Consider the following 14,359-nt stretch of genomic DNA (forward strand, 5'->3'; position numbering starts at 1 on the left):
GGTTAAATGTTAGTCTTCGTGAACATTGTATTTTTTGTCTAATGCATTCGCCTTAGCGACATAGACAAAAATCAGCGCCACAAACACGTACATTGCACCTTGCTGTGCAAACCAGAACCCTAATTTGAAGCCCATGAAATGGAACTCATTGAGCACATCTACCAATAAAATACCGCAGCCAAAAGAAACAGCTGCCCAAATGGCTAATAAGCCAAGCACTAAACGTAAGTTCTCACGCCAGTAACCTTCCGCTTTGTCGTTGCTTTCAAAACTCATAGCGACTCCTCTGTGATGATTTTTATATTTAAGTCTCAGTTAATTTATCAAGCAACAAGACAACAACAATCGCGACCTTAGTCTAACGCACACGGTAACTTTCGTATGACGCCAAAACATTATTAATATATAACAACAGCTTACACATTTACGTACACGTAAAGCCATTAGTCTTTGAACGGTAAACGTTAGACTAAGGTAGGAGATAGATCGTAAAGATTAATGACATCAGCACCTACTTTCGGCGTGAGAGCCACTAAATGAAAGGGCTGGCGACTAAGGTGATAGAAAGAGTAATTACTCATACTCTGGGTAGATAATGATAATCCAGTAGAAACTTTTATCCCTCTATTGATTCCGTCTTCATTAAAGAGAAAACAAAAAAATAGAGTAAAAGCTTATTACAAACGGAGACTTGCTGCACTAGATCAAACTATTAATCATATAAAAAGAGACGCTTAGATTCGATAATAATAAAAGTCCACTCACCACAAAATCTACAGTATTAAAGGTTTCATGGTACATATTCACCGTTATTAATAGGAGTGATGCTAAATTGAAATTCATAGCAATCGCTACAAATGATGCTTTATCAGTGATAAAAACTATAAAATGACGAAAAAAAGGCAATAAGCTAAGATGAATTATCTTCTTATTACTTTTTGTTCTAACCGACATTTTAGATAAAACCAACAATAAATTTAAATATCAGCAAGTTAAGATTATTGATAGAAAATAATATTTTTCGCTTTTTCATCTTCATCTATGCTAGGTTATTTGTCATACAAATACTATTATAAAAACCTTGTATGGAGAAAGATTGTATGAGAAAAACAACAAGCGTGCTGGCCCTTATTGGCGCTTCATTAGCAGGACAAGCCTTTGCCTGCTCAACACCCAATACATGTAGTGCAGGTAGCAATGCAACCTACTGTAAAATTAACGTAAAGGATTGGGGGGTACTAGCATCAAACACTGATAACAGTGCCTGTATGAAAGGCGCCACAGACTTTGCCATTCAACAATCAACAGCTAAAGATGTTGATCTCGTATTTGGTAGCGGTAGTTTTAATTTTGCAGCCCCTGTGACGGTTAGTGCAAAAAGCAAACACTCAAGCAAAAACTACAGTTTCAATAACTCCCGCATTGCCATCGCCAATAAAACCTCCAGTAAATACCTACAGATCAGAGGAGGAGGTACAAATAACACCACCATAAAATTCGTTGGATTTAATCAGAATATTAACGGTAACACCACTGGACTTAACGGCATTAGCTTTTTTAATAGTAATAATGTTCGAATCAATAACCTCTCACTGACCCATGACAAATACCCATTTACCCAAGGAAAACTTGAAGCGAGCTCTATCACTTCTAAAAGCGATTCAACGGCAATAATTCAATTAGATACTGGTTATAGTGCACCAGAGCAGTTTATCCGTGATAGTACGGACAAAAGTTATATCGTCACTTTTAATGGTGATACTACCTTTGAGAAAGTACCGTCAGACATGAAGTTCACCGCCTCCCGCCATCTGGATGGGAATCGTTATGAGTTATCAGGTATAAGCAAGACAGATTCGACCTATCTATATAATAACCACAGAACCAATAGTAACCTAAAAGTAGCCCTTTCACCTAAAGTGGGTGGCGAAACCCTCTATTTCTTTAATACCAGTAATGTAACAGCGAAGAACTTGGAGATATCAAACGCCCCAGCAGTAGCTGTTCGTGGTCAAAACGGCGGCAGTAATATTACCCTAGATAACGTTAATTACCGCCGTAAAAAGATTAACAGTGGCGATGTAAACCCACTGATGGCAGGTACAGCGGGAGGTTATATCTTCCAAGCCATTCGCGGAGGGTTGAAAATTATAAATTCAACGATAGATCATAATGCCGACGATTCTTTAGGCTTGTTTGCGCGAGGCACAGACCTAACATCAGTTTCAGGTGATACAGCGACGATAAATGAGAAAAAGGGACAATTTATCAGTAGCGGTGACATAGTGGACATCTATGATAAAACAGACTCTCGTAAGAAAGACAAAGGGTTAAAAGTAACGAACATCACTAGCTTGAGTGACGGCAATATCAAAATCACCTTTAATAAGAGCATCAATAACTCTGTAGCTGGCGACTATATTGGCAGCCGTAGTGCAACTATTGGTACCAGCAGTAACCCTTTTGAAGTGAAAAATAATGTTTTGCAACATAACAAGGGACGAGCTATTCGCTCCAACGCATCATTCGGAAAAATTTCAGGCAATACTGTGCGCCGCAATGGCAACTCAGGGATCTGGATGGGTGGTGATGCTGAACATAATTCACAATGCAGCCAATCCGTTACGATCTCAAATAATACAGCTGTACAGCAGCTTCACGGCCCAGCAATTTTGGTTTATAACGCAATCAAAAACAATGCCAGCACACTAAAGTGCAATAAAAACCTGACCATAACCAATAATACAATTAATGAGCAGGCACAAAATGCACCAGCGATATTTATCGATAATACCAATACAGCCACAATAGAAGATAACAACTATCGCTCAGAGTTCAGTGGCAGTAGCGTTATTAAGAAAGTGGTTTATGAGAGATTACGCACCTCAGGCATCACATCAGGTCAACGTAATAATACGGTCGTCCTCTCTAACTACGCCAAAAATTTAACTGTCTCTGGCAACTCAACTGCCAGTGGTAAAGGAAACTCTTACTCAAGCACAAGTAATACTCGCTAATAACCTTTAAACCAATCCCCTAAACAAAAACCGCAACCAAGAGCTTGGTTGCGGTTTTTAGTAAGTGACTAAGGTTTATCCTCAAGCCCAGAGAGATAGGTCACCAGTTCGGCGAGTTCCTCTGCGGTTCTGTGTTTTGATGAGATAAGGTATTTTCCGTTTACCAGTAACGAAGGCACACCACGTATTCCGGCAAGTTGCGCCTGGGCATCATAATTAGAGATAGCTAAGCTTGCATCGGCAGAGCTCATGGCTTTATCCACATCCTCACGCTTAACTCCTTGCTTAACAAAATACTCGACCAGTTGCTCCTTGCGAGTAAATGCGCCCTCTTTCTCATGGATCCGCTTGAAAATATTGCCATGAAGTTGAGAGGCCATCTTAAACTTTTCAGCTAAATAATATGCCTCTTGGCTCAAAATCCAACTGGTTCGGCCCGCACCAATAGGCGTTCTGGCAAATTCAACTTTGCCCTTTAGCAAAGCCTCAGTCTCCTCAAAAAGAGGATCTTGGCGGTAGCAGTGAGGACAGTTATAGGAGAAAAACTCCCTGACGACTGGAGTGCTGGACTCTGGGATCCCAGAGACTTGGGTATAATCGACTCCCTCCACGTAAGGGTTAGCATCAACATTCATCGACAATAGAGCTGTAAAAAGAAGTAGCAATGCCATTAAGGGGTTTGTAATTAATCTCATCTTATCTCCATTAATATGACAATCTAAAAAACACTTAAAGCGTAAAACAGATCTTCATCGGATCTTGATGTTGATACTCAAATCCCAGCTCAGTTGAGATTTTACTTCCATCAATAACCTTACCTGCTTGCGCGATATCACCAAACTCAGGCTCAACTAAAGAGAGTGACCGCGCCATTTGAGTATAAAACTCTTTTCGAGTCGGATGCTCTGGGGCACAGAGGTTATAGGTATCGGAAACCTTATCACTCGATAACACACAAGTAACTGCTGCTACACAATCATCGAGATGTACAATATTCACTGGAGAGTCAGCGCCAGCAAGCTCAGTTTTCCCCGCTAAGAATCGCCCAGGGTGCCTTGCCGGCCCCACAAGCCCTGCAAAACGTATCACGCAGGCATTGCTAGCCTGATTAAAGAGCGACTCCGCCTGCAGTAACACCTCACTGGCCTCAGAGTGTGCTTGTGCATCTTGCTCTGTTACGAGTTTTCCACATGAGGGGTACACGCCAGTAGTGCTGATAAAGATAAGCTTTTGGTATTGGTGAGCTGCAATAAGGCGCTTTAACTGCTCTAAGCGTCTAATATAAGCGCCGGGGGACTTTCGAATTGATGGGGGGATATTAATGATTATCGCATCAGTGTGTAACTTAACATTGAGATGAGCCTGATTATCATTGCTGTTATCCAGATCTAAGACAAACCCACTGATATTGTCTAGCTCAAGGGCCAACGCATCTTCGGCGCTTCTTTTGCTACCACTGACAACAAAACCCTGGTTCACTAACTCTTTTGCCAGTGGCAAACCAAACCAACCACAACCTACAATACTTACTGTGTTAATCTTCAAGGCCAACTCGATACAGCTACAATTTGAGACATCATAGCGAATGCAGTATTAGGATACTAGTAGGCAAGGACTGCAATCTAAAATTGAGCTAGCTCTCTGGTGCACTGTTGAAATAGAAGCTAATTCCCATCTCAGGTTGCAATGATTTCATCGCGCCCTCAGACAGCTCTTCAACCTTCAACACCTTCTCAACAGTCACCTTTTCCTGAATTAAGAAACGTAAGTTTGACTCACTGCCATCGGCTTCACAGGCCCACACTTGCGGTTGCTTAACCTCCTTGGTCGTCATCATCACCTTGCCAACACTCATATCAGAGAGTTGAACTATGGTGCCCGGAGGGTAGATCCCTAAGATCTTCACTAAACTGGAGATGAGTGCTTCATCATGCTTCCCTGCTCGCTTTTTAAACAGGTAACCTAAAGCCACCTGGGGAGAGCGAACACTCTCGGCCCATAATTGCCTATCAAAATCATTTGCCAAACTGACAATTTGGGTCGGAAGTGGGATTTTCTTGCCCTTCAAACCATCTGGGTAACCGGAACCATCGATAAACTCATGATGATGAAGAATAATATTGAGTACAGCTTCAGGAAAAAGCCCAGACTTGCTCATCATGTCATAGCCAAAATTAGGGTGCATCTTCATAAAGTTGGCCTCATGATCTGTGAGCGCCCCCCGCTTACGACGTATAGTATCCGGCACCTTTAGCTTACCAATATCATGATATAAACAACCTAAAGCGATATCCCTCATATCAGACATATTTAAATTCATCGTTTTCGCTATCATCAAGGCGACAACAGCAACGGAGATCCCATGTTGAGTAATACTGCTGTCGGACTCCCCAGCACTAACAAGAGCAAGTTCAGGAAGCTCAACTTCAGACATATGCTCCAGCATCTCCTCAACAATTGCTGCTGAGCTACGATAGGCCCCTTCAGGATCGCTGCCAGTTTTACTAAACGCTGTGCGGGTATCGTTAACACTTTTGATGAACCTTTGCTGGCTGAGTCTTAAGGACTTGCGCACCTCCATATTAATGTCAACTTCCGAGGTTTGCTGTTCAACCTCCACTTCCTCACTATCATTACTGCTCTCCTCCTCTTCAGGGAGAAGCTCATGACCAGATAGCAAGATCACATAGGGAACCCCTAAGCTTTTAATCAACTCAATCTGCACCTCCTCTTTAATCTGGACACGATTAAACAGAAACGGGTGATTCTTCCATGACAATGGCAGTTTTATTGTGAGTCCAATCTGTAACTTAGCTAAGGGTAAATGTACCTGTTCGGCTCTAGCCAACCCGTTAAACTCCCTATCAATAAACAAGTTAGACTGATAAACACTCGGTAAATGAGTGTACTTTCAGTACCTGACACTGACTTAAGTATAATACTCTAAATAAAAACCTACTTAACTTAATGAGATAACTATAGAACATTGAGAAATTTGTAATAAATTAAATTCAAACTATTTATGATTAACTAGTTGTTTATAAATTTAACCAGTAAGAACCTGACAAGGTATTACATTCCAACACAAAAACAACACCGTTAAGATAAAAACAGCATATACAACCCCTTACCACCCTGCAAGCAAGTTATATCAATGAAGTTAAGTGGATGAACTGAAGAGGTATATTTAGATTAACAACAGAAAGGATATTGTATACAATATAGATTGATGTTATAGTTCTTCTGTTCTTAAAGGTGACTAAGAGACCCCATTTGGTCACCTTAAAGAGTGTTGCTGTCAATTGTCCTTTTTGTTGAAGATATCAAGACTTTATCGATTGATTTAACAAGGTATTTGTAAGATTTAGGATCGTGACAAGGTGTTGTGACCTCACGTCTCTATTACGTTAAGTAAAGATCCTTTAGCGCTGCTTTTTAGCAGCGCTATTTTTTCAAAATGAAATACTAACTAAGCACTAAGTAGAGCTCACTCCTCTCTCTTCCAATCAGAAAAGTAGTGACTTAAGCGTTTAGATTTAAATAGATAGATAAAACTCCAAAAAAGAATTAATCCATCCAATCCCATGCTCCAACTGTATAAATAGTGTGAGTTAATGCTTCTTTCGATCAGCAAGCCACCATCCACCAGCAACAACAGAAGTAACACCCACCTAAACTGGTTAAACAAGGGTCTTACCCAAACTGGCGAACGTTTGCGCTCTGCGATGATAAAACCATAAAGTAGCAGTGCCCCCGCACCTGCCGCCAATGCCATCATGAAATCAGCTTTTTGTGGGTAAAAGAGTGCGACTAAAGCTGCACGATCACTTGCTTGAGTTAACGAAGCGATAAAAATGCACCAACCTCTAGCAAGAAATATTAAGATGAAATACAGATATATTGGTGGCTTTATATGGCCATTATCATCAAGCCAAGTGATATTGCTAAAATTCACGAACTTACCTTACTCAGTCTCTTTATATCCATATGGTGACTAATCAGGTAAATTCAATCCTTGCTAAACAAATAGCCCTAGGCAAAATTAACCAAGGGCTACAAAAGATGCTCCACTAACTTACTACTGCATAGAAACTTTTGGCTTATTAGCAGTGGTAAATGTGGTTAACGCATCTAGGTTCTGTTGGGTCTCGTCATTTGACACGACAACTTGAGCCGCCTCAATTTCATACCACTCACCTTCGTAAAGATATGAGAAATTAGCCACACCAGACTGCCAATCCTCACCAAGCGACATGCGCAGTGTTGCATTTTTATGCTCAACTGGATGCCCACCAATAAGAATAGATGAGAAGTCAAAGCCATCGGCAACAACTAAAATATTGCACGAATTCATAGTACACATATAGGACCATTCACCAGAGAATTGTGAGATCACATTCACAGGTGGATTGGTCGATTGAAAAACATGACCGACGCCATTCACTGTCTTATCGACAGTATTGACCACTAGCTCCAACCTAAGCTGCGTTGCGCCCAATAAAGGATGTCCGGCAACTGAAGGTGAGATCACATAGGAAACGCGAAATAGTCCAACCTGATTTTCTTTACTCATGGGAAATTCCTTTTATGTCTAATTAGATAAGAGTGAAACTTGTCCCTTAAACAGCTAGAGACAAGCAGCACTAAAACTAGCCAAAAAGGTTAGATATACGTATTACGCGATATTACAAAGGAAAGTGCAGTGAAGGATTAATAGGAGAGAAACGAGAAAAGAGAGTCTGGATACCGCACTATTGCGGTATCCAGAGAGGTATTATTCGCTATCGGAGAGTAGCTGTAAAAGCGCCTCTTCATCGATAACCTTTACTCCTAAGTCCTGAGCTTTTGTCAGCTTAGAGCCAGCGGCTTCGCCAGCCACTAGACAGTCGGTATTTTTTGAGACGCTACCTGCAACTTTAGCACCAAGCGCCTGAAGTCTTGCCTTAGCATCGTTCCTATTTAACTGAGTTAATGTACCTGTTAACACCCAGGTTTGTCCCTTAAGCGAAAGCGATTCTTCAGCGACCTCTTCAATCTCAGGCCAATTAACACCCGCTTCAATTAACTTATCAACCACTTCAAGGTTATGAGGTTGAGCAAAGAAGTGTGTTAGGTGTTGAGCTACAATAGTGCCCACGTCATCGACCTTAATAAAGCTCTCGGCATCCGCCGCTTTAAGCTTATCTAAAGTCTTAAAATAGTTGGCCAAGTTAGCTGCAGTCGCCTCCCCCACTTCTCTAATTCCTAATCCATACAAGAAACGGCTAAACGTGGTGGTCTTAGCTACTTCAATGGCCGCCACTAAATTGGTGGCCGACTTCATCCCCATACGATCTAACATGGTGATCGCTGACGCTGTTAACTTAAACAGATCTGCTGGGCTTTCAACCAGCTCCTTGTCAATTAACTGTTCAACCACCTTATCACCCATGCCATCAATATCTAACGCTTTGCGAGAAGCGAAATGTTTAATCGCTTCTTTACGCTGCGCCTCACAGAACAGACCGCCAGTACAACGTGCAACCGCCTCACCTTCAACACGTTCAACCATGCTGTTACACACAGGGCAAGTGTCAGGAAACTCAATTTCACGGGCGTCATCGGGACGTTTATCAGCAACAATGGCAACAATTTGTGGGATAACATCACCCGCGCGGCGCACGATAACGGTATCCCCCACTTTCACCCCAAGCCTAGCTATCTCATCGGCATTATGTAAGGTGGCATTTGATACCGTCACACCACCCACAAACACTGGTTTTAGTCTCGCTACAGGGGTTACAGCGCCAGTGCGTCCGACCTGAAAATCGACGCCTTCGAGCAGTGTAACCTCCTCTTGGGCAGGAAACTTAAATGCTGTAGCCCATCTTGGCGCTTTAGCCACAAAACCTAACTGACCTTGATGCTCAATACTATCGACCTTGATCACCACACCATCAATCTCATAATCGAGGGAGTCACGGCGAGTCATGATATCGGTATAGTAAGCCACCACAGAGCTAACATCACCGCACTGTTTTACCTCGGCGCTAACAGGGAATCCCCAAGCTCTAAGCTGCATTAACTGATCATAGTGGGTGTCAGCCAACGCCCATGTTTCAGGCTCAACCACTCCAAGCGCATAGGCGTAAAATCCTAAAGCTCGGCTAGCAGTAATTTTACTGTCTAGCTGCCTCAAGCTACCTGCTGCCGCATTTCTTGGGTTAACAAACAGCTTTTCACCTTTAGCTCTCGCTCTATCATTGAGGGCATCGAAGGCTTTTTTAGGCATGATAACCTCTCCTCTTACCTCAAGTAGAGGTGGGAAATTATCACCGCGTAACTTAAGCGGTATAGAGAGAATTGTGCGCACATTTTCGCTGATATCTTCACCAGTGGTACCATCGCCACGGGTCGCAGCACGTTCATATACGCCATCTCGATAGAGTATGCTTACCGCCAATCCATCGAGCTTAGGCTCACAACAAAATGTTGGTGCTTCACTGGTTTTATCACTGATGCGTTTATAAAAAGCCTCAAACTCCTCCTCACTAAACACATTGTCTAAACTGAGCATAGGTTTAAGGTGAGTTATCTGATCAAACTTAGCCAGCGCCATTCCGCCTACTCTCTGTGTTGGAGAGGTAGGTAGACACAAATGGGGATTCTCCCCTTCAAGCTGCTTTAAGCGGTTGATTAAACGGTCATATTCAGCATCAGGAACACTGGGTGAATCCTCAACATAGTAGCTGTGATTATGCTCATTGATTGTCTCAGTTAGTTGTTTGATCTCTTCTATCGCGTGCATTTTATATTTCCAGTGAAACGTGAAAAAGGCCGCAAGGCGGCCTTTCTAATTTAATTTTTTACAGGTAAGTATTGATTAATCAAGCTGAGCACGAATACGCTGCAGATAAAGCTGTTTGGTGCTTTCACTCCAATCTTCTCGTCCGCCGTCGAGTAATCGACCACCAACATCATCGGCAAGTTGGTGAGCTGAATTCAACATGATTGAGAAGTTCATCAATGGATCGCCATGGCAAGGCAAGGTCATAAATAGCACCACACCCTCAGTGGTAAATTGCTCCATGTTATCCAGATTAAAGACACCAGGCTTAACCATATTGGCCAATGAGAATAGCACCTTACCAGTACCTGCATTATCTTCATGGCGATGGAAAATATCCATATCACCAAACTTAAAGTTTAATGATAATAAACAAGGCAGTAGTTCTGCACCATTTAGCTCTTCACCTTCATTAGCCACCACGTGTAAAACCAAGACATCTTTAGGCTCACCTAACGGCTCTTCAGCTTTCACCTCTGGCTCAGGAGTCGGCTCAACCACACTCTCTTGCTCTACAGTCTCAAACAGCGAGCTTTGGCTATCTTGTCCTAAACCTAACTCCATCTGAACTTCATCATCTTTAGCGTTAGCCCCCATAGAGAGGACTGGCTCTTGGCGTTGACGAGCAGCGCGTTGCACAGGCTCATCACTCAAAGCAAAGGCTTGCTCATGACGCGAATCTTCTACATCGCGACTAGGCGCGGCCGTAAAAGCGGGCTCTTGAACCGGCTTATCTTCTTTTTCTTGCCTGTCTGTAGCCGGCACCTCTTTTCTTACTCTTACTTCACCAATGCCGTCGGCATCAAACCCTTGCGAGTCCCTTACCGACGCTTGATCTTTATAAAAGCCTGACATAGGGCTCTCTTTTAACGATTTAGGTTGCTGCTTCCTGATGGACCAAAAACCATGCACAAGTACCGCGATAATTGCAATCGCACCTAATACAAACAATACCAGTTGCAAATTTTCCATTGGTTACCCTGTCTTTCCTATAAATTGTTATACAGCGTCGGCCATCGCCACCGCTTCTTCAATATCTACCGCAACTATACGTGAAACTCCCGGCTCATGCATAGTGACACCTATCAGCTGATCCGCCAACTCCATGGTGATCTTATTATGACTGATATAGATAAACTGCACGCTTTGTGACATCTCTTTGACCAAGCGACAAAAACGCTCGACATTGGCATCATCTAAAGGCGCATCAACTTCATCTAGCATACAAAAAGGCGCTGGATTCAGTCTAAAAATCGCAAACACCAATGATAAAGCGGTTAACGCTTTTTCTCCACCAGAAAGAAGGTGGATTGTACTATTCTTTTTACCTGGCGGCCTTGCCATGATGGTCACACCGGTCTCAAGCAGATCATCGTGGGTTAATGCTAAATGTGCGCTACCACCACCAAAGACTTTTGGGAAAAGTAAACCTAAATCTTTGTTTACTTTATCGAATGTATCTTTAAAGCGAGTCTTTGTCTCCCTATCAATCTTACGGATCGCCTCCTCTAGACTGGTCAAGGCCTTCGTCAGATCGGCATCTTGGCTATCTAAATAAGATTTACGTTCACTCTGCTGCTCAAACTCCTCAATCGCAGCTAAGTTAATCGCACCCAGATGGACAATTCTCGCTCTGATCCGCTCAAGCTCTCGTTGTCTTGCAGCTAAGGTGATATTCATATCCATCGCTGACTGCACCAGCTCAACCTCAATCTGCTGCTCTTTTAACTGCATGGATTGACTATCGGCCTGACCTTTTATTCCCTCTCGACGTAACTTTAACGTGCTGATAGATTGAGTCAAGCGTTCTATCTTTCCAAGCTGTTGTTTTTTCTTTAATCCTGCGCTATCGCTCGCTTCCTGCACTTGTGCTTGCTGCTGTCGCAATTGCGCTAACTCATCTTGCTTAACCTGTTGCTGCGTCAATGCTTCATTTAACTGTTTAGTTAATGCACTGAGCTGACCATCACCTTGGCTGTCTTGCTCAACCAGTTGATGCTCTAACGCGAGTTTAGCCAGCTTAAGCTCATCTATACGCTCTTTTTGCTGGAAAACCGCTTGCTCCTTTAGGGCTATTTTAGTCTTTAAAGACTGAATACTACTACCAGCACCGCTCTGTTGCTGCTTAAGGTCATCAATCTGACTTCTTAGCGTGCGCACTTGAGTCTGGTGAGCTTGATGCTCACCATCAAGTACAGCTAACGCTGCGCTCGCCTCTTTATACAAGGCTTCATCTTGACTCAAGGTGTCAAGCAATAAACGCTCCTCGCCCTGAGTCTGCTCGATATCAAGCTGCAGCTGCTGAGATTCTTCCTCTAACTTTGCAAAAGTGACTTTCTGCTCTGCGGCTCTTTGCTTAGAAGCGGCTAATTGAGAGCTCAGCCCAGCCATGGAGAGTTTAAGCTGCTGTGATCGAACATGCCCGAGTTTCAACTCCTGTGTCAAGGACTCCAGCAGTGCCGCCTGCTGATGGCTACTTTGATTAACCTCTTTTAACAGAATCTCTGACTCAGCAATACTCGCTTCCAGCGCCTTCTGCTCACGCTTTAGCTGAACAAGCGATGACGAATCCGTCCCTTTTTTGATACAGAAACCTCTCCCGAGCAGGTAACCATCGGCTGTGACGATACGGTGATCTTCCGCTAATGACTCAAGCTGCTGTTTGGCTAACGCTAACGACTCAACCCAGTAAACATTAGCAAGCCAAGGGGACAGGTTGGCATCTGCTGTAACCCCATGCCAATTTTGTTGTTCAAATAGCGCAAACCCCGCTTCACTACTCTCTTGTGAAGCTGGTACTTTTAACAGGCCATCAAACAGTAACTCAACGGCCTTTTCCCAACCTGGCTGTACATCGAGTACCTGCCACAAAGCTTGCTCTTGCGTATCGGTTTCATCGGGAAGCAATTTAGATACTAGGGAGAAGCGGCCACGCTCCTCGGCTAAAGATTGACTTAACGCTTCCTGTTTAGCTTTTAACTTAACTTGAGCCTGATTGGCTATATCGAACTGTTCATCTAGCTCATCAATCAGCTCCTGCTGAATGCTTGACTCCTCACTCAACTGCTCAAGCTCTTCGGATTGACGCTGTTCGGAGTCATTGGCCTGAGTGGCCAGCTCCTCGAGCTGCTGCTTCACCTTAATCTGCTGCTGTAACTTGTGTTCTAGCTTTGATTGCTGATTGGTTAACTTACCTCGGCTCATCTCCTGCTCAAGCCGATAAGTAGAGACCAGCTCTTTTTGATGGCTCAAAGCTTGAGACTGAGTTTCACCTTGAGACTCTTTCTCCGTCAGCTGTAACTTGAACGCTTCAACTTGATCACTCAAGCTATCAAAAGTCGGTGTTTTATCCGCAAGATCACTGGAGAGTTTGGCCGCAAGCGCTTCATCTGCTTTAAGCTGTTCAAGCTGAGTTGCAACTTTCGCCACAATATCTTCGATACGTTTATCAATATGAGCATCTTGCTGCTGTCTGTGTTTTAAATCTTGCTCAAGCTTTGCGATTTGAGTCCCTGAAAGATAAAAATCTTCAACCCGCTTCTGCTCCTGCCCATCAAGCTCAACCAACTGAATCTTCAGCTGAGTTAAACTCAATTCGGTACTCTCCTTTAGCGCAAGAAATTCAGCCAGATCCACCTCTAGCAGATTAATCTCATTGGTTAACTTCTCCATTTGAAGCGTTAACTCACTAAAGCGACTAACGGAAAGCTCAGCATCTAGCTTACGCTCAGATTGCTTTAACTCTCGATACTGCTTTGCCGCCGATGCTTGCTCGGCCAGTTTATCTAACTGCCGACTCAGCTCGGTGCGGATATCAGCGAGTCGCTCTAAGTTTTCACGGGTGTGACGGATACGATTTTCCGTTTCACGGCGACGCTCCTTATACCTGGATATCCCCGCCGCTTCTTCGATAAAGACACGCAGCTCTTGAGGTTTAGACTCAATCAGTCTAGAGATGGTCCCCTGCTCAATAATCGCGTAACTACGTGGACCAAGGCCTGTCCCCATAAAGAGATCTGTAATGTCTTTGCGGCGACACTTTTGACCATTTAGAAAGTAGCTTGAATCACCATCACGACTGACTTGGCGTTTAACAGCGATCTCTTGATAGCTGGCATATTCACCCGAAAGTCTCCCATCTTGGTTTTCAAATAACAGCTCTACACTGGCCACGGAAACCGGTCGTCTGGCGGTGGAGCCATTAAAAATAACATCCGCCATCGAATCACCACGCAGGTGTTTAGCAGAGCTTTCGCCTAATACCCAACGTACGGCGTCGATAATATTGGACTTGCCACAGCCATTAGGGCCGATAACGGCAGTCAGGGGGTTGAGAAATGGGATCTTAGTTGGATCGACAAACGACTTAAATCCAGCAAGTTTTATCTGTTTGAGTCTCATGGTGCCAGTTAGGTCGTTTTCAGCTAATTTAAAAATAGTCGCAAATTAGCGGAACAGAGCTTTTTGAGTATTGATTTTCTGAGGGCTACTTTACCAAAGCGAGCAGTATTTTGTA

General features: G+C 43.4%; 10 protein-coding genes. 1 reads left to right on the top strand and 9 read right to left on the bottom strand.

Going from position 1 to position 14,359, the window contains the following annotated elements:
• Positions 1 to 9 precede the first annotated feature (9 nt).
• The gene (locus tag SWOO_RS14690) at positions 10 to 276 is read right to left on the bottom strand and encodes a DUF4212 domain-containing protein (protein ID WP_012325450.1); all 267 of its coding nucleotides are present in this window, start codon (positions 274 to 276) and stop codon (positions 10 to 12) included.
• An 824-nt stretch (positions 277 to 1,100) separates the two neighbouring features.
• On the opposite strand from SWOO_RS14690, the gene SWOO_RS14700 reads away from it, so the two are divergent.
• Positions 1,101 to 3,017: a hypothetical protein gene (locus SWOO_RS14700; protein ID WP_012325452.1), complete on the top strand. Its 1,917-nt coding sequence runs from the start codon at positions 1,101 to 1,103 to the stop codon at positions 3,015 to 3,017.
• A 68-nt stretch (positions 3,018 to 3,085) separates the two neighbouring features.
• Here the strand turns inward: SWOO_RS14700 and SWOO_RS14705 are convergent, their stop codons facing one another.
• The 8 genes from SWOO_RS14705 to SWOO_RS14740 all read right to left on the bottom strand — a co-directional run bounded on the left by SWOO_RS14705 (position 3,086) and on the right by SWOO_RS14740 (position 14,244).
• Complete coding sequence (locus SWOO_RS14705) at positions 3,086 to 3,712, bottom strand: thiol:disulfide interchange protein DsbA/DsbL (protein ID WP_012325453.1); 627 nt, start codon at positions 3,710 to 3,712, stop codon at positions 3,086 to 3,088.
• A 34-nt stretch (positions 3,713 to 3,746) separates the two neighbouring features.
• Positions 3,747 to 4,562 (bottom strand): SDR family oxidoreductase, encoded by an 816-nt coding sequence (locus tag SWOO_RS14710; protein WP_012325454.1) that lies wholly within the window; start codon positions 4,560 to 4,562, stop codon positions 3,747 to 3,749.
• 88 nt (positions 4,563 to 4,650) lie between these two features.
• Positions 4,651 to 5,865, bottom strand: a complete 1,215-nt coding sequence (locus SWOO_RS14715; RefSeq protein ID WP_012325455.1) for an HD-GYP domain-containing protein — start codon at positions 5,863 to 5,865, stop codon at positions 4,651 to 4,653.
• Positions 5,866 to 6,504: 639 nt separating this feature from the next.
• Positions 6,505 to 6,972, bottom strand: a complete 468-nt coding sequence (locus tag SWOO_RS14720; protein ID WP_012325456.1) for a DUF2919 domain-containing protein — start codon at positions 6,970 to 6,972, stop codon at positions 6,505 to 6,507.
• 123 nt (positions 6,973 to 7,095) lie between these two features.
• Positions 7,096 to 7,590 carry a DUF1842 domain-containing protein gene (locus SWOO_RS14725; RefSeq protein ID WP_012325457.1) on the bottom strand — a complete coding sequence of 165 codons (495 nt, stop codon included), beginning with the start codon at positions 7,588 to 7,590 and terminating at the stop codon, positions 7,096 to 7,098.
• Between the two features lie 201 nt (positions 7,591 to 7,791).
• On the bottom strand, positions 7,792 to 9,804 hold the full coding sequence (gene ligA / locus SWOO_RS14730) for an NAD-dependent DNA ligase LigA (protein WP_012325458.1): 2,013 nt from the start codon (positions 9,802 to 9,804) through the stop codon (positions 7,792 to 7,794).
• Positions 9,805 to 9,879: 75 nt separating this feature from the next.
• Entirely contained in the window at positions 9,880 to 10,815 is a 936-nt protein-coding gene (gene zipA, locus SWOO_RS14735) for a cell division protein ZipA (protein ID WP_012325459.1), read from the bottom strand.
• Between the two features lie 27 nt (positions 10,816 to 10,842).
• Entirely contained in the window at positions 10,843 to 14,244 is a 3,402-nt protein-coding gene (locus SWOO_RS14740) for a chromosome segregation protein SMC (RefSeq protein WP_012325460.1), read from the bottom strand.
• Positions 14,245 to 14,359 lie beyond the last annotated feature (115 nt).

Source organism: Shewanella woodyi ATCC 51908 (assembly GCF_000019525.1).
GTDB lineage: Bacteria > Pseudomonadota > Gammaproteobacteria > Enterobacterales > Shewanellaceae > Shewanella > Shewanella woodyi.